This window comes from Pedobacter sp. HDW13 (assembly GCF_011303555.1).
Taxonomy (GTDB): Bacteria; Bacteroidota; Bacteroidia; order Sphingobacteriales; family Sphingobacteriaceae; genus Pedobacter.
The window spans coordinates 1,552,292-1,571,785 of sequence record NZ_CP049868.1 but is presented as its reverse complement, the minus strand read 5'-3'; the positions used below and the strand labels follow the sequence as shown (position 1 = coordinate 1,571,785).

4 protein-coding genes are annotated in these 19,494 nt (G+C 42.3%); 3 read left to right on the top strand and 1 reads right to left on the bottom strand.

Features of this window, described 5'->3' with window-relative positions:
• Positions 1-25: 25 nt before the first annotated feature.
• Positions 26-2,560 carry a hypothetical protein gene (locus G7074_RS06465; RefSeq protein ID WP_148090179.1) on the bottom strand — a complete coding sequence of 845 codons (2,535 nt, stop codon included), beginning with the start codon at positions 2,558-2,560 and terminating at the stop codon, positions 26-28.
• Between the two features lie 300 nt (positions 2,561-2,860).
• Between G7074_RS06465 and G7074_RS06460 the strand changes: the two genes are divergently transcribed.
• The 3 genes from G7074_RS06460 to G7074_RS06450 all read left to right on the top strand — a co-directional run bounded on the left by G7074_RS06460 (position 2,861) and on the right by G7074_RS06450 (position 19,436).
• Entirely contained in the window at positions 2,861-16,321 is a 13,461-nt protein-coding gene (locus G7074_RS06460; protein WP_166207508.1) for a putative Ig domain-containing protein, read from the top strand.
• A gap of 37 nt (positions 16,322-16,358) precedes the next feature.
• Positions 16,359-17,360, top strand: coding sequence for a PorP/SprF family type IX secretion system membrane protein (locus tag G7074_RS06455; protein ID WP_124560505.1), 1,002 nt, complete (start codon positions 16,359-16,361; stop codon positions 17,358-17,360).
• Between the two features lie 75 nt (positions 17,361-17,435).
• Positions 17,436-19,436, top strand: coding sequence for an OmpA family protein (locus tag G7074_RS06450; RefSeq protein WP_124560504.1), 2,001 nt, complete (start codon positions 17,436-17,438; stop codon positions 19,434-19,436).
• The last annotated feature ends 58 nt before the right edge of the window (positions 19,437-19,494 follow it).

The window sequence follows — 19,494 nt, the reverse complement described above, 5'->3', positions numbered from 1 at the left end:
AGTCTTGCTTTAAGCAGGACTTTTTTTATAGATTTTGATGGCGGCGGTACGATTTCAAAATCTTAAAGGTATGCTCAAATTCACTGCCGCTCAGGTTGGCATAATCGGGCATAGATAATTTGTGTACTGTTAAAAAATTAAGCAGTTCCTTAATCGTATTCGATACTTCTTCAGAGTCTTCGGTATGTTTTAAAGTATCTATTTTATTCAGCAGGAGTGAAATCTCAAACATTTTAAAATCATTTTTGCTGGTAAACTCCAGTCCAATGTTGGCTTCAATCAATGCCTGCTCATAGTTATGCGTGGCACTATAAAAATTAGCTTTAAAAACGCTAAAGCCTGCCAATATAAAATTGGTGTAGTAGGTATAATCGCTGCTTATAATCTTATCTACAAACTGGATAATGCGCTGTGCTTTTTTAAAGTAATTGAGCTTAATGTAAGTTTGCCCGAGGTGAATGAGTAAAAATGGCGAAAATACGGAGTGGCGTACATAAAAAAGATTAGGATACTTGCTTAGTATGGCCATTATAAAGCGATGGCACTCGGCATAGCTCTTTTGTGAGAACAGCGAAATTAAGACCATCCGGTAACACAATATTTCTGCAGAAGTCATTTCCTCGTTTTTACGGGGCGTACTGCGGTCTATATCCTGGCAAAGCCTGATAATTTTTTCTTCCAGGGTTTTGCTGTCGCCAGGCTTATTAGCCAGGCTATTGTAGAAATAGAGGATTAAATCGTAAGGGTTGATGGGAAAAAGTTCATTTAACCGCTTGTAATTTCTTTTTAGCGATTGCATGGTATTGGCCAGGGCATTTTTATCTACATCGATAAGGTTAACGTTACACTCTATCACATGCAGCATAATCTGGATATCCTCGTTGAGCACATTTTCAGAAATTGTTTTCACCGTTTCCTTGTACAAGCTACTCATGGTCCTTCCGGTAGCCATGATATCGATAAAATCCATCCCAATACTTAGCTTGTTAAAGTTCGAATTGGCTTTGCCCAATTCAAATTTAGAAACGTAGCAGATAAAATCGAAAGCGTTGTTTTTTTCGCTATTGCTAAAGGGAAGTTTGAAAATGTTTTTAAGGGCTGCGATTTCGTTTCTGTTAACGCAAAAGCGAATAGACCAGTTTAAAATGTGACACCTGAGGCTGCTCTGTACAGTAAAATTATTTAAAATGTATTCAAAAAATGATTTATCGGGCTTGTAAGCAAACTTATCGGTTATCTGAATAAACAGGAAATAAGTATAAATATCATCATTCAGAAAACGCACAATTTCTGTCGGAATGGCAGTACTTAGTCTTTTTTCCTCTATTATAATTCCTGCATGTAAAAGTTCTTCATACGCATCGGGGTAACAGTTAATGTAACTCAGTATTTTTTCTTTCGATACCCTTAGTTTTTTGCTGCCCTCAGAAATGGAGTCGCTTATTTTCTTCAGCAGGAATATTTTTTCGGTACTTTTTTTTGCGAGAAATACCCGTCTTTCGAGAAAATAGTTAATCAGTTCATAACATAACAGGGGATTATTCAGTTCGAGATGGTGGTTTTCATCTTTAAGCTTAAAATAAACCTGTAACCAGAAAGGGGTTTTAAACTGGGTTAAGAGGGGAGGGCTTACATCAGCTTTATGGATTACTTTATTTTCGATATTGCTGAGGGTGTAGAGGACTTCTTCGGTATTGAGAGAGGGGACGTTGCTTAAGGTATCGTCATCGTAAAAAAGACCCGTGTACCACAATTTAGTTAACGATGCCGACCCATAAATGGCGGGCTGGAGATTAATCCAGCTATTCGTTCGCAGGGCGAAAACAAGTTTAACAAAGTTGTTTTCTTCAATGCTATATAGGAAGTCGATAAAGGTTTTAAAATAATTGCTTTTGGTTAGATGTTCGTCAATGCCATCAACAATAATAACAAAACGCCCTTCACGTTTATCGGGGTTCTTTTTAAAAAAACCGATTAGCTCGCTAAGACTGTGAAATTTAAATTCTTTTAAAAACCATTCCTGTAAAGTAGTTCCGGCTTGTATTATGGTGTTAATGCTGGTCGAATTAACCATTAAAACGATATCATTTTTATAGAGGGCATTTTCGGAAAGGAAAAAATACTCAATCATGTGGGTTAGCAGTATCGATTTGCCCTGGCCCGGCTGTGCGCTTACAGTTGTAAACTGGTAATTGTTTTTTAAAAAGTAATCGAAATCAGGGTAGAAAAAGCTCCTGTTGGCAGTGGCATTAAAAGGAACGCCTGAGTTATTTTTATTGGCGATTAACGATACTTCGGTAATGGCATGTGTTTTTAATTTTAAATCCTGCCAAATACTTTGAACAGAAGTGGTCTGGCTTTCCTTGTCTTTACAAAACGAATCCCAATCGTTGTAGCCTATATATTGCGATAAGCTATTTAAGGTAAATAGTGAAAATTTATGCAATGTGTTGGCGAAGCCAAAGAAACGCTTAATCGTGGTTTCGCTTACATAATTTTTAGTTTCTTGAAATACATACTCAGAAATGATCTTACAATGTGCAGGGTCGATATTTCTCAAACCTGATTTTATAAGGACAAACTTCCTAAGTTCAATAAGGAGATCGTTAGCATTCATGAATTAACGTATGGGGATGACTAGCGCTAATGTCATCATAATTTCACAATTGAGGAAATCTATTCATTAAGAATGCGAGCTATGAATAAAATGAATGGATAAGGTTTTTGGAAAATGAATAGCAATGGATGAAATACCAACCTATTCTAGATTTAGATTTGTCATGATTATATAATGCACCTATAAAAACATTTACCTAACGGCAGCATTTACCCATAGTAAGTCTTCTAAACAACGCCTGACATGATGAAAACTCATACTTTTTCGTCCCGAATAGGGATAGTCCGCAATACCTGTGTTGCAATCATCATTTTATTAACGCTCTTCTATTCCAAATCGTATGCGCAAACAAAAGTTTTTGCAAATACTGTATCTGCACAGAGCCATGTAGATAATGCAACAAATGCAACTTTAAATAACAACAACTTCGCAACGGTTAATTCGTATGGTGGAGCGTTGCTTGGTTTAGGTAGCTATAACGGCGAGCTGGAGCTAAAATATCCGGCTGCGGTTTCAGCGGGTATCACCTCTTATATCAGAATAGATTTTGATGGAGATATCCTGAATAGGTTGTTAGGCGGTAGTTTAGGTGGTTTACTAGCCAATGTAGGCGGAACAGTTGTACTGGGGAACCACTCTTTTGAGATTGGGGCCAGAAATGGAAGTACCTCTATTTTAAGCGGAAGCAGTACGGCAGCTTTCTCATCAGAAAATCTACGGTTGGTAAAAGATGCAAATGGCTTCTTTTATGTTGCCATAACGCCAACTCAGGCTTATGACAGAGTATATATAAAAGATGTAACCAATGCTTTATTATTGGGAACATCGAACAGTACTAAAGTATATTATGCATTTTATACTTCCGGAATCGATCCTTGCGCCCAGGCATTTGCCACGGGTTATGAAGGAACAGGAATAACCCTCGATGCGCTTCAACTCGGTAGCTCAGGCGTTACCAATAGCGAAAGGGCAATTGATTCGGATCCCAATAACTTTTCTCAGCTTAGTTTAGGTGTACTTGGCGTGGGCTCATCCATTAGCCAAAATTTTTATTTTGACTCCCCATCGAACGCGGGTGATGATTTTTCGCTAAGATTTAATTCTACAGCAGCTTTATTAACAGCAGGAGTGCTGCAAAATATTACGGTAACCGCTTATAATGGCGGTACTGCGGTTTATACCGGTAATGTAGCTTCAACCATAAATTTAGATCTGCTTGGCCTGCTCAATAGCGGACAAGCGGTCTCAGTACCATTTTCGCCAGGTGTAGCTTTCGATCGTGTAAAAGTTACACTGGGATCGTTAGTTACTTTGAACCTTACACAAACCGTTAATGTGTATGGCGTAACGCGTTCTGCAGGCAGGCCAACCTTTACTGCCCCGGCAAGTAACGCCATAGCCGCATGTTACAATACTACTGTAGCTTTACAGGCTACTACGCCTAGTACCAACGAATTAATTTGGTACGACGTAGTAGAGGGTGGAACTGCGCTACAAACGGTTGCCTATAACGGTACTTTTACTACACCGGCATTAACCGCCAATAAAACTTATTATGTTGCAGCAAGGCGATTAGGTTGTACCGCCGAATCGGCAAGGGTACCTGTAGTAATTACGGTGAATCCACAAATTATTTTTAACGGATCGACCTTAACCAATGCTACGGCAGGTTTTGCTTACGCTAAACAATTAGATGTTGCAACAGGTGGTACACCAGGCTATACTTATGCCTTAGCTGCCGGCAGTACATTGCCAGCCGGTTTAACTTTATCCTCAACAGGTGCCATTACCGGAACGCCAAGTGTAGCCAATATCTACACTTTTTCTGTTGTAGCTAAAGATACCAAAAACTGTACAGCTACCGCGAACTATACTTTAACTGTGACAGCAACTTTGGTACTTACGCCAGGTGCTTTGCCTAACGGTATAACAGGAACAGTATATCCAACTCAAACCATTCCGGCTGCAACAGGTGGAACCGGGCCTTATACTTATTCGGCAACAGGCGTTCCTCCGGGATTAACCTTTAATCCTGCCACCAGAGAAATTAGCGGAACACCAACCCAACCTGGAATTTATACTATCCCGGTTACGGTTGTTGATGCCAATGGCAATACGCTTACTTCTAGCTATACCGTAAAAATTACAGATCCTTTATTGTTACCTGCAGCAACATTAGCTGATGGAACAACAGGAACGGCTTATACTACGCAGGTTATACCGGCTGCAACAGGAGGCACCACGCCTTATACCTATTCGGCAACAGGTCTTCCTCCGGGCTTAACCTTTAACCCATCAACCAGGGCAATTACGGGTACACCAACAACAGCGGGTACTTATACTGTACCGGTTACCGTAACCGATGCTGATGGCAAAACGGTAACAACCAATTATAGCATTAAGGTAAACAATCCTTTATTGTTGCCTGCAGCTACTTTGCCTGATGGAACAGAGGGAGTAGTTTATGCTATCCAAACTTTACCAGCCGCAACAGGTGGTGTTGGTCCGTACACTTATGTGGCTACCGATTTACCTGCTGGATTGGCTTTCAACCCAGCTACCAGAGAAATTACAGGTACACCAACACAGGCGGGTAATTATGCCATTAGTGTTACCGTTACGGATAGCCAGGGTAAAACGGCAAGTAACACATATCCAATTAAAGTAAACGGAACATTAAGTCTGCCAACCAAAACTTTACCGAATGGTATTGTTGGAACATCTTATTTACCACAAACTTTACCGGCGGTAACAGGTGGAACTTCGCCTTATACTTATGCAGCAACTAATCTGCCTCCTGGATTATCGTTTAACCCAACCACAAGAGAAATTACCGGTACGCCAACACAAGGTGGTACTTATAATGTTGCTTTAACTGCAACTGATGTAAATAATAATAAAGCAACAACATCATATACGATCACAGTAACTGTAAATGATCCGGTAGTTGCATCTGCTACAGTATGTTCGGGCAGTACAGCTACCTTAACGGTAAGCAATTTGCAGCCAGGTGTAACTTATAACTGGTATGCCTCAACAGGTAGTACACCATTAGCAACCAACAACAACGGTACTTTTGTTACACCGGCAGTGAGCTCAGCAACTGTGTTCTATGTAGAAGCGGTTTCGGGAACAGCGGTAAGCTCAAGAACATCTGTTTCAGTTTCGGTTAACCCGCCAGCTACTTTGGCAACGGTAACCACCAATAACCAGAATATTAATTCTGGTCAAACCACAACATTAAATGCAACTGCCGATGCAGGCAATACCATTGCCTGGTTTGATGCACCAACAGCTGGAACACAGGTTGGAACAGGAAATTCGTTTACCACTCCGGCTTTAACAGCAACTAAAACTTATTATGTTGAAACAACCAGCGCAAGCGGTTGTAAAAGCGCAAGTCGCGTAGCGGTAACTGTAACCGTAATTAACGGTGGTGGTGCAACAGCTTGTAACGCAGCAAACTCGCAAAACTCTGGAATTACCGGAATTTGTTTATTGTGCGGAATTACCGGTGCCGGAAATTCTACTGATGCTGATGCAAGCAACTTTACGCGGATCAACTTAGCGGTAGGTGTAGGTGCAACAGGTTACCAACAGTTAATTTTCCCTGCGGCAGGTATAGCTACTGATAGCATTCGCTTAGATTTGGCTTTACCGAGCGGCCTGGCTGATGTAGGTTTGCTAAGCAATATCACCGTTACCGTATTTAATGGGACAACGGTTGTAAAAACAACACAAATCAGTGCTTCATTATTAAACCTTCAACTTTTATCGGCTAACCGTTTTGCAGCAACTGTTGCAGCTGGTGGTGTGTATGATAGGGTACAGGTAAGCTTCGGGGCTGTAGTTTCGGCATTAAGCAGCTTAGATATTTATGGTGCAACCGTAGTTTATCCAAATCCAACCTTTATTTCTGGTGCACAAACCATTTGCTCGGGTAGTACTGCAGCATTAAGTGCAACAGCAAACGGTGGTACTACTTTAGCCTGGTTCGATGCGCCTACAGGTGGCACTCAGGTAGGTACCGGAGCAAACTTTACTACTCCGGCTTTAACTGCAACCACTACTTATTATGTACAAGTTAGCAAAGGAAGCTGTTCAAATACAACAAGAGTTCCTGTAACGGTAACTGTTAACCCGGCAATTGTATTTGCAGGCGCAACTTTAACCAATGCAACAATTGCTTCGGCATATAGCAAACAGCTTCCGGTAGCCACAGGTGGTACCGCAGGTTATACTTATGCTTTAGCGGCAGGCAGTACCTTGCCAGCTGGTTTAACTTTATCGCCAAGTGGTTTAGTAAGCGGAACACCAACTGCAACGGGCAACCCAACTTTTGATGTGGTGGTTACCGATAGCAAAAACTGTACAGCAACGGCTACTTTCGCCTTAACTGTAACACCGGCCCTGGCTTTGGCACCTGGTGCATTGCCTAATGGCGTAACAGGTACAGCCTATACTACAAACGGAATTCCGGCTGCAACTGGTGGTACGGGTCCATATACTTATGCAGCAACAGGTGTGCCTCCGGGATTAACCTTTAACCCTGCAACAAGAGAAATTACAGGTACTCCGACACAAACCGGAACCTTTACTATACCGGTTACCGTAACTGATGCAAATGGTAATACCATTACTTCCAGTTACACCCTTAAAGTAACCGATCCGCTGGTATTACCTGCAGCAACTTTGGCTAACGGAACTACCGGAACAGTTTATCCAACACAAACTATTCCGTCGGCAATAGGTGGATCAACACCTTATACTTATGCAGCTACTGGCCTTCCTGCCGGATTAACCTTTAACCCTGCAACCAGAGAAATTACTGGTACACCAACAGCTGCCGGAACGTTCACTGTACCGGTAACGGTTACCGATGCTGACGGAAAAACAGCGACAACCAACTATACCATTACTGTAGTTAATCCTTTATTGTTACCAGCAGCAACCTTGCCTGATGGAACAGAGGGAACAGTATATGCCACACAAACTTTGCCAGCAGCAACAGGTGGCGTTGGTCCATATACTTATGTAGGTACTAACCTCCCTGCCGGATTAACTTTTGATCCTGCAACAAGAACCATTTCGGGCACTCCTACACAAGCCGGAAATTATTCTATTGGCGTAACTGCTACTGATAGCGAAGGCAGAACCGCAAGTAACACTTATGCACTAAAAGTAATTGGTGTACTATCGTTACCAGGTGCAACCTTGCCAAACGGTGTAGTAGGTACTGCTTATCCAACCCAAACTTTACCAGCGGTAACAGGTGGTACCGCACCATATACTTATTTAGCAACAGGCCTTCCTCCGGGATTAAGCTTTAATACCGCAACAAGAGAAATTACAGGTATACCAACTGTAGGCGGAAACTATACCATTTCTTTAACTGCTACCGATGCGAACGGAAACAAAGCAACAACAGCATATAGCTTAACTGTTACCGTTAATGCACCAGTAGTGGCAGCAGCTACGGTTTGTGCCGGCAGCCCTGCTACCTTAAGTGTTAGCAATTTGCAAGCAGGTGTAACTTATAACTGGTATGCATCAACCGGAAGCACGCCACTGGCCACGAACAACAACGGTACTTTTGTAACACCAGCAATAACTTCAGCCACCGTATTTTATGTAGAGGCGGTATCCGGAACTGCAGTAAGTTCGAGAACAGCCGTAAATGTTTCGGTTAACCCGGCTGCAACTTTAGCAACGGTTACAACCAACAGTCAGGTAATTAACAGCGGTCAGTCTACTACTTTATTGGCTACTGCTGATGCGGGTAACACCATTCAATGGTACGATGCTGCAACAGGAGGTACCCAAGTTGGATCAGGTACTTCGTTTACCACACCGGCTTTAACTGCCAATACCACTTATTATGTAGAAACTACCAGCAGCAATGGCTGTAAAAGCGCAAGTCGTGTAGCAGTAACTGTTACTGTTTTAAACGGTGGTGGTGGAACAGCTTGTAATGCTGCCAACGCACAAAATTCGGGTATAAACGGAATTTGTTTATTGTGTGGTATTACCGGTGCAGGAAACTCTACTGATGCCGATGCAACCAACTTTACCAGAATATCGCTGGCGGTAGGTGTAGGCGCTTCGGGTTATCAGCAATTGATATTCCCATCGGCTGGCGTGGCTACCGATAGCTTACGTTTAGATTTAGCCTTGCCAGGTGGCTTGTTAGATTTAACCGCCCTGGGCAACGTTACGGTAAATATCCTGAATGGCTCTACAGTGGTTAGAACGGTTCAGTTAAATTCATCATTATTAAATCTTCAATTACTTTCGGGTAACCGTTTTACGGCAACATTAGCTGCAGGTGGCGTTTATGATAGGGTACAGGTTAGCTTCGGCGGATTAGTTTCGGCTGTAACCAGCTTAGACATATACGGTGCAACTGTAGTTTATCCAAGCCCAACTATAACTGCCGGCGCACAAACCATCTGTGCAGGTAGTACAGCTTCATTAGCGGCAACAGCAAATGGAGGTACTACATTGGCCTGGTTCGATGCTCCAACTGGCGGCACACAACTTACCACTGGCGAAACATACACCACACCAGCTTTAACAGCTACTACTACTTATTATATTCAGGTAAGTAAAGGTTCTTGTCCAAACCCAACACGTGTTCCGGTAACTGTAACGGTAACTCCAGCACTTCCAACACCGGTATTGGCTACTATTGTCAATGTTTGTGAAGGCTCATCAGCTACATTATCTGTTGCCAATCCAGATGCTGCGGTAACTTACAAATGGTATGATGCTGCAGTGGCGGGTAATCTGGTATTTACCGGAGCTGTGTTTCAAACTCCGGTCTTAGCTGCTGCTACAACTTATTATGTAGAAGCATCGCAAGGTAACTGTACCAGTGCTGCACGTGCTGTGGCTGCGGTATCAGTAAACCCTCGTCCGGGATTACCAGTAGTAACCGCTAGCTCATCAACAGTAAGCGCTGGACAGACAGCAATTTTAACAGCAACATCGGCTGATGCAACCAATACCTTTAACTGGTATACTTCTGCTGCTGCAACTACACCGGTATATGTAGGTGCTACTTATGTAACGCCACCATTAATGGCTACCACAACTTATTATGTAGAATCGGTTTCTACCAACGGTTGTGCATCAGCTACGCGTGTACAGGTTACCATTACGGTAGATGGCAGCGGATCTCCAAACCCGGTTCCTTGCGAGGCTGCAACCACGCAGGTTAGCGGTGTTACAGGTGTAGCCTTATTATCGGGTGTATTTAATCCGGCATTGGCTATTGATAACGATACACAAACAGCTTCATCACTGGTAATGCCGGTGGGAGCATTGGGTGCATCTGTTTATCAAAGAGTAGGTTTTGGATCATTATCTAAAGTTGGCGATACCGTACGTGTATTGGTATCATCGCCAGGAAAACTATTATCACTTTCGTTATTAGGCAACGCATCAATCACAACCTATGTTGGAACCAACAGCAATGGTGATTCGAAACTGTTGAATGATAACTTAATTAATATTCAATTGTTAAGCGGCAATACACAGGCTTTAATCACTTTTGTACCAACAACCGTGTTTGATGGTGTAGAAGTTAGGTTAAACTCTGGCTTATTAGGTGCATTAACTTCAATAAACTTAAACTACGCACAACGTATATTGGTTGCTCCAACAGTAACGGCAGCCAATGTTATCGCTTGCGTGGGCTCAACAACCCAATTGCAGGTAAGCAACCCATCAGCAGGATTAACCTACAGATGGTACGATGCTACCGGCACTTATTTAACCGGTAAAGATGGTATTATATTTACCACGCCAGTTTTAACCGGCGACACTAAATTCTATGTTGCAGCAGTTTCTGCAACTGGCTGTGTAAGCTACAAAACAGTAGTTAACGTAACTACTAACCCTGCTCCGGTAACACCTGATTTACTTTCGGCACTGGTAAATACTTGTCCGAATACATCGGTTACCTTCCAGGTTAAAAATCCGGTTGTGGGTACAACTTACAACTGGTACGATAGTGCAGTGTCGAACACCGTATTATTTACTGGTGACAACTTTACTACACCATTAATTACAGCAAATACCAGCTATTTTGTAGCAGCGGTAAATAGCTGTGGTACTTCATCAACCAGAACGGAAGGTAAAATTGTATTGGGTACTATAGATATTCCGGTAATTACGCCACCTTCCGTAACCATCAGCGAAGGTTCGGTTGCAGTGTTAAAAGCAACTTCGAGTACTGCAGGAGCAACCATTAACTGGTATACCACGCCAAATGGTTTGGTGCCAGTATACACCGGTGAAACTTTTGTTACACCGCAATTAACTGCTACTACAACTTACTATGTAGAAGCTACCGTGGCCGGTGGTTGTACAGCTACCAGCAGGGCTACTGTTACGGTTACTGTTATTCCTAATGGTACGCCGGTTACTACACCTTGTGGCGCTGCTACAACAACAGTGGCCAGTGGTGTAACAGGTGTAGCTGTTTTAGCTGGCGTTTTCAACCCAACTTATGCAGTTGATAATGATGTAAATACCGGATCAAGTCTGGTTATCCCGGTAGGTTTATTGGGCGCTTCGGTTTACCACCAGGTTGGTTTTACGGGATTATCGAACGTAGGTGATACCTTAAAAGTGAAAATTACTACGCCTGGAGCATTGCTTTCGGTGGCGGTATTGCCAAACTTAACGGTAACTACTTTCCAGGGAACCACCAGCAATAACGATGCTGTTTCTGTATCTAATCCATTAATCAGCTTAAAACTGTTATCAGGCGGAACTTCTGCAATCTTAAGCTTTGTTCCAACCAGTAAATTCGATGGTGTAGAATTAAGATTAAGCTCTGGATTGCTAGGCGCATTAACTTCAGTTAATTTAGATTATGCGCAACGTGTAATTACGACACCTACAGTAACATCAGCAACTGCAAGTGCTTGTCAGGGTTCGTCGGCTACATTAGGCGTACAAAATCCACAGGCTGGTGTAGTATATAAATGGTACTTAGGCACTACATATCAGGCCGGAAAAGATGGTACAACTTTCACCACCGACCCAACTTTAACTGCCGGTACTTATACTTATTCGGTAACAGCAACGGCTAATGGTTGCGAAACGGTAGGCACCAAAGTGGTAGTAACCATATTGCCTCCGGCAGCACCTCCAATTGCTTCGACTACCAACCCGGCTACGACTTGTATCGGTACACCTGCAACATTAAGCGTTCAGGCCGTTGCAGGTATCACCTATAACTGGTACGATGCAGCGGTTGGCGGAAACATGTTGGTTACCAACAACAGCAGCTTTACTACCCCAGCATCTCTTGCAGTTGGTCTGCATGATTATTATGTAGAATCGGTAAGTGGAGCAGGTTGTACAAACCCAACCCGTACAAAAGTTTCTATAACCGTTAATCCATCAGCAACTGCTGCCGATTTAACTGTGACCGGAACAACATCATTATGTGCTTCGGGTACAGCAGTACTAACTGCAGCCAGCACTACAGTAACCAGTCCGGTGTTTACCTGGTACAGCGATGCTGCTTTAACACAGGTTGTTAATGTGGGTGCGGTATTCAATACAACAGCCATTACAGTTACTACTAAATACTATGTTACCGTTAGCGGTACAAATAAATGTGCAAATACCCCAGGTAATGCAAAAGAGGTTACGGTTACCGTTAACCCGGTTGCTGGTCCGACTGATATTAATTTAACCGGAATAAGCACCATTTGCGGTGGTTCAACAGTAACCTTAACTGCTACCAGCACTACGGTTACCAACCCAATCTTTACCTGGTATAGCGATGCAGCTTTAACTACGGTTGTAAACACAGGAGCAAGCTTTGTTACGCCTGCACTTAATGCTACCACCACTTATTATGTAACTGTAAAAGGCGATAATAAGTGCGAGAATACAGCTGCTACAGCAAAATCGATTACCATAACAGTTAATCCAAAAGCTACAGATTCAGATATTGCCATCAGCGGAATAACTTCAATTTGTAAAGGATCTACCGCGGCATTATCTGCTTCAACAACAACCGTAATTAATCCGGTATTTACCTGGTACAGTGATGCAACTTTAACTACAGTAGCTTATGTAGGTACAAGCTTTACTACGCCTGCACTAAACGCAACCACTACTTACTATGTAACTGTAAGGGGAGATAATAAATGCGAGAATTTACCGGCTAACGCAAAAGTGGTTACCGTAACGGTTAAAGAGTTTGCTACCGCTGCCGATATTGCCGTAAGCAATGCCCGTATCTGTTCGGGTACTACCGTAATGTTGATGGCTTCGAGCACAACAGTTACGCAACCGGTATTTACTTGGTACAGCGATGCCTCACTAACAAGTGTAGTGTTCACCGGACCAACCTTTACGGTAAACGGCTTAACTGCTACTACCAATTATTATGTAACGGTTAAAGGTGCAAACAAATGCGAAAACGGTGCTGCAGATGCGAAAGTGGTAACGGTTACTGTTAATCCTTTGGCAACCTCAACCGACATTATCCTTAACGGAAGCACAGTGGCCTGTGCCGGATCATCAGCTGTGTTGAGTGCAACATCTCCAACAGTAACTAATCCGGTGTTTACCTGGTACAGCGATGCCGCTTTAACCAATGTAAGTTTCATTGGTGCAAACTATACTACACCAGCTTTAACCAGCACAACTACTTATTATGTAACGGTTAAAGGCGATAATAAATGTGAAAATGCACCTGGTACAGCAAGGGTAATTACCATTACGGTAAATCCAGTGGCAACAGCAGCCGACATTACTGCTGCTAACACCACCATCTGTTCAGGATCTGGTACTACATTGGTAGCCAGCACCACCACAGTTACCAACCCAACCTTTACCTGGTATACCGATGCCAATTTAACATCCGTAGCCTATGTAGGTACATCGTTTGTTACACCAACATTAACTGCAACTACTACTTACTATGTTACAGTTAGAGGTGATAACAAATGTGAAAACTCAAAAATTACTGCTAAAGTAGTAACGGTTACGGTTAATCAAAGTGCTGTTGCTGCAGATGTTACCTTATCAACACCTACATTGATATGTGGATCGGGTACTGCAGTAATCAACGCAAGCTCTACTACGGTTACTAGTCCTGTATTTACCTGGTACAATGATGCTTCACTAACCAGCGTTGCATTTGTAGGTCCAATATTTACAACACCTGCATTAACAACTACTACTACGTATTACGTAACAGTTAAAGGAGCTAATAAATGCGAAAACACAGCTGCTAATGCTGCAAAAGTAACTATCAAGGTTAACCCAATAGCTGTTGCAAGTGATATTCTTGTAAATGGATCGACCAATATTTGTGGCGGATCTGCAGCAGTATTAACAGCCAGCAGTACAACAGTTACCAATCCGGTATTTACCTGGTATAGCGATGCTGCTTTAACTAATGTTGCTTTTGTAGGTGCGGTATTTACAACGCCAACATTAACAGCAAACAAAACCTATTACGTTACAGTAAAAGGCGATAATAAATGCGAAAACAGTGCGGCTACTGCTAAATCTGTAAACATTGTTGTTAACTCCGTAGCATCAGCAACTGATGTAACGGCAGCCGATGCTACAATCTGTTCAGGTTCATCAGCTAGTTTGGTGGCCAGTAGTACAACGGTTACTAACCCAATATTTACCTGGTACAGCGATGCTGCCTTAACAACACCAGTGTTTACAGGCGCTACCTTTAATACACTAGTATTAACGGCAACAACTAAATATTACCTTACTGTAAAAGGAGATAACAGATGCGAAAGTTCTGCCGCCAATGCTAAGGTGGTTACTGTAAATGTAAATGCGGTTGCAACTGCTGCCGATATTACCTTATCAACGCCAGCTAAAGTATGTGGTTCTGGTTCGGTAGTGATCAACGCCAGTTCTACTACAGTTACCAGTCCTGTATTTACCTGGTACAACGATGCCTCACTAACCAGCGTTGCATTTACCGGCCCGATATTCACCACGCTAAACTTAACCACTACAACTACCTATTACGTAACGGTTAAAGGTGCCAACAAATGTGAAAACAGTGTAGCTAATGCTAAGGCAATAACGGTTACTGTTAACCCAATTGCAGTAGCAGCCGATATTACGGTAAATGGTTCTACTTCGGTTTGTGCAAACACAGCAGCTACGTTAGCGGCTACCAGCACAACGGTTACCAACCCAATATTTACCTGGTATAGCGATGCGGCCTTAACTACCGTAGTGTTTACCGGACCAGTATTTGTATCGCCTGCATTAAGCACCAATACTACTTATTATGTAACGGTTAAAGGTGATAACAAATGTGAAAATACGGCTGCAACAGCCAGATCGGTAAATGTAGTGGTTAACGCAACGCCTTCTACACCAACAGTATCTGCTCCGGTAGGTGGTATTTGTGCGGGCGATGCTGCAACATTAACCATTACCAACATTCAGCCAGGAGTAACTTACCAATGGTACGATGCTGCAACCAATGGCAACCTGTTATTCGCAGGTACTACGTTTAATACAACTGCACTTACTGCCACAACCGATTACTACGTAATTGCAACCGGCACCGGCGGCTGTACCAACAATGGTGGCAGGGTTAAAGTAACGGTTACCGTTAATGCAAAACCAACTGTACCAACAGTAGCTTCATCATCGGTAAGTGTTTGTACCGGAAGCCCTGCAGTATTAACCGTTACCAACCCGCAAACGGGAGTTACTTACAACTGGTACACTGCTGCAATTGGCGGGTCGCCAGTTGGAACAGGAGTTAATTTTACTACTCCGACGGTAAATGCCAATGCAACTTATTATGTTGAAGGTGCTAACGGCTCATGTACATCAACCTCAAGAACTCAGGTAAATGTTACCGCCTTGCCAGTACCGGTTGCGCCTGCATCGGTAACAGCAGCAAACGGTACACTTTGCGCAGGTAGCTCAACCATACTAACCGTAAATAATCCGGTAACAGGCTTAGTTTACAGATGGTATGCTTCAAGCTCTGGAGGTGCAATGTTAGCAGAAGGTATTACGTTTACCACCCCTGCATTAAACGCTACTACTATTTACTATGTAGAAAGTATTGCAGTAGGTGGTTGTGCAAGTCCAACCAGAACAGCGGTTACCGTAAATGTACTTCCAGTACTTGATAAGCCTGTGGTAGTGGTACAAAGCACAACACCTAACAGTGTAACATTTGGCTGGGCTGCGGTTGCCAATGCCACAGGTTATGAGGTTTCATTAGACAATGGCTTATCGTGGATTAGTCCAACAAGCGGATCGACTGGAACAAGTTACACCGCGCTAGGCTTAAAACCTGATCAAAGTGTTACCATTATTGTAAGGGCAAAAGGCCAGTTAGATTGCCAAACCAGTGCAAACTCTACTCCGGTTACGGGCAAAGCATCTAATCCTTTTGGAAACCAGGTGTATATACCGAATGCATTTACACCAAATAACGATGGTAAAAACGATGTATTCTTAATCTATGGCAATACCATTGCAAGTGCTAAAATGAGCATTTACACCCAATGGGGTCAATTGATATTCCAATCAGATAACGTTGCTAACGGATGGGACGGAACCTTTAAAGGTGTTAACCAGCCAACAGGTGTGTACGTTTACATGGTTGAAGTAACCTTTGCCGATGGAACAAGTACCCTGAAAAAAGGAACAGTAACGCTGATTAGATAAGAAGAGGATTAATAATAAACAGATAAAATCATAGACCATGAAAATACTATCGGCTTTAAAAATATATGTTGCCATGTTCGGATTACTGCTGTGTACAGCAAAATCCTTTGCGCAAACCGACCCACATTTTTCTCAATATTATGCTTACCCGTTATGGCTGAACCCAGCTTTAACGGGGGTAATTGATGGCGATTACCGTGGTTCGGTAAACTTTAAACAGCAATGGAGTGCGCTAAACAGCTCTTTCTTAACTGGTGGTGCCTCATTCGATATGGCGCCTAAAAAGAACTTCGCATTTGGCGCTACAGTATTAAATCAAAGAGCAGGGGAGCTGGATTTTAACTACCTAACCGCCCTTGTTTCAGGATCGTACCGCTTACGCTTTGGCGCAGAAGGCTTGCAGATGATCAGTTTTGGTTTACAAGCCGGGATTATCAACCGCAGTTTCGACTTCTCGCAAGCCAGGTTTGGTAACCAATTTAACCCGATTTCGGGCTACGACGGTGGCATGATGAGCGGTGAAACTTTATCATCACAATCTTCATTGGTGCCTGATGTTAATGCTGGTGTAATGTTTTTCGATGGTAACCCCAATAAAAGTGTAAACGTTTTCCTGGGGGCAAGTGCTGCACACTTAACGCGCCCAATGGATCGCTTTTCGGGCAGTAATTCAAGAATGCCGGTTCGCGTTACCGCTCATGGTGGTGCAAGAATCCGTGCATCGCAATTGTTAGATATTGTACCGAATGCTTTGGTTATGTACCAGGGAAATACAAACGAGGTTTCGCTAGGTGCCTATGCACAGCTAAACGTTAACCCATCAGCAAATATTTTGTTTGGGGGTAATTACAGGGCTAAAGATGCTGCAATTGCTTTTGTTGGCTTACAGCTAAAAAACATGGTTTTCGGATTGAGCTATGATGTAAATACCTCGAGCTTTAACCGTGCATCAAATAGCAATGGTGGTTTAGAATTGTCTATTTCTTTAATCGGCCGCAACGGAATCATTGGTCCAAACTTCTTTTGCCCACGTTTATAATTATTTCAGATGAAAAAAACATCATGGTTTTCGAATCATGATAGCTTCATCACCATTGAAACCAAATTTAGAAAGATGAAAAAAATATTACTCTTTTTGCTAGTGGCATTTGGCAGTTATGCAAACGCACAGTTTGTAGTAAATTATAAAAAGGTTGCCGATACTTATTTTGAAAATAAGGATTACTATGCGGCATCTACTTTTTATAAACGAGCATTAAAAATTACCGGAGATAGCACTTATGCTATTTTACCCTATGGTAAAGAAAGAAAAACAGCTTCTGATAATAAAGCGATAGAAGATTATGAAGGATCGGTTTATAACCTGGCAGAATCGAGCCGTTTATACCGTGAATTTAACGAAGCCGAAAAATACTATGCAGTTGCCATAACTTTTAGCAATACCCGCTACCGTAAAGCTCTTTTTTATTATGCAGAAAGCTTACGCGCAAATAAAAAGTTCAATCTGGCTATCGACGCTTTTCAGCAATATATCCAAAGAAACGGAAATGATCCGCTGGCTAAAGAGGCACAAAAAGAAATCGAATCCTGTAAATTCGCCATCGAGGAAATGCGTTTTCCACGCATGGTGCAGGTAAAAAAACTTCCTGCTAACGTAAACGGTTTAGGCTCTAACTATGCCCCGGTTAAACTGAATAACGAATTTTATTTTACTTCTTCACGCCCTGTTGCAGTAGCCGGGAAACGCGATTTGGTTAAAACCGATGCAGGCGATGTGCAGGTTTCCACTAAAAGCAACCCTTTCATCAATAACATTTATACCGCTAAAGGTGAATTAAGTGCCAGCGATATTGCTGTTAAAATGGTAGATATCAATTTCCCAAAGAATATTGAAATAGCTGCACCGGCTTTTTCGCCCAATGGCAGTGTGGCTTATTTTACAGCCTGGAAGGACAAAGAAAAATATGGTATTTACAGTGCTAAGAAAACAGGCGATAAGTGGTCAGACCCACAACCAGTTGGTTTGCAGGTAAACAGTAAAGATTTTAATTCTTCGCAACCTTTTGTAACCAGCGACGGTAAATTCCTGCTTTTCTCATCAGATAGGAGCGGTGGTTACGGGAAATTCGATTTATGGTACTGCGCTATCCGCGAAGACGGATCTTTAGGTCAGGCCGTAAACTTTGGTCCGAACATTAATACTGAAGATGATGAGCGTGCGCCTTACTATAATACTTTAACCAAAAAATTATTGTTCAGTACAGATGGCAGAACCGGTTTCGGAGGTCTTGACTTTTTCGAGTCGGAAGGCGATCTGGTTACCTGGTCTACTCCAAAAAACCTGGGCTATCCTTTCAACTCATCAAAAGATGATCTTTATTTTACTGCAACTGATGACAGAGGAACAAGAGGTTATATCAGTTCTGATCGCGAATCATCATGCTGTTTAGAACTTTTTGAGGTGAAAAAAGAGTACCTCTCTATTTCAGGTATTTTAACCGATTGTAAAACCAAAGCACCTTTAGCCGATGCTGCTGTAACCCTCACCAATGCAGAGGGACCGCAAAAGTTTACTACCGGCGCAGATGGTGTTTACAGGTTTAAAGTAGATTCGAAAAGACCAATTAAATTGCTTTTTGCTAAAGACAACTATTTTGCCATTACCCGCAATTACCCATACGAAGAACTTGCCAAAGCAGATACCTTGATTTATAAAGATTATTGCCTTAGTCCTTTTAAACTGGGTATCCCGATGGCTTTGGATAATGTGTATTACGAATTTAACAGCGCTGAGTTAACCGAGCCTTCTAAAAAGGTATTGGATTTCTTAATCCCGATTATGGAAGATAACCCGGAAATGGAAATTGAATTAGGTTCTCATACTGATAATATTGGAACCGACGAATATAATCTCGATCTATCAAACAGAAGAGCTAAATCATGTGTTGATTATCTGGAGAGTAAAGGTATTGCTGCTTCGAGGATGACTTCTAAAGGTTATGGCGAGTCGATGCCGATAGCTCCAAACGAGATTGTGGTTAAACGCAAGAAAAAGGATAATCCTGAAGGCAGGGCCAAAAACAGAAGAACAGAATTTAAAGTAACCAAAAAATAATATAAAATTAGCATCCCGGTGAGCCATCTTCTTTTTAGGAGATGGCTTTTTTGTTTTT

Coding starts and splice junctions, on each gene's coding strand:
- G7074_RS06455 (WP_124560505.1), top strand. CDS start 16,359: ATGAAAATACTATCGGCTTTAAAAATATATGTTGCCATGTTCGGATTA.
- G7074_RS06460 (WP_166207508.1), top strand. CDS start 2,861: ATGATGAAAACTCATACTTTTTCGTCCCGAATAGGGATAGTCCGCAAT.
- G7074_RS06450 (WP_124560504.1), top strand. CDS start 17,436: ATGAAAAAAATATTACTCTTTTTGCTAGTGGCATTTGGCAGTTATGCA.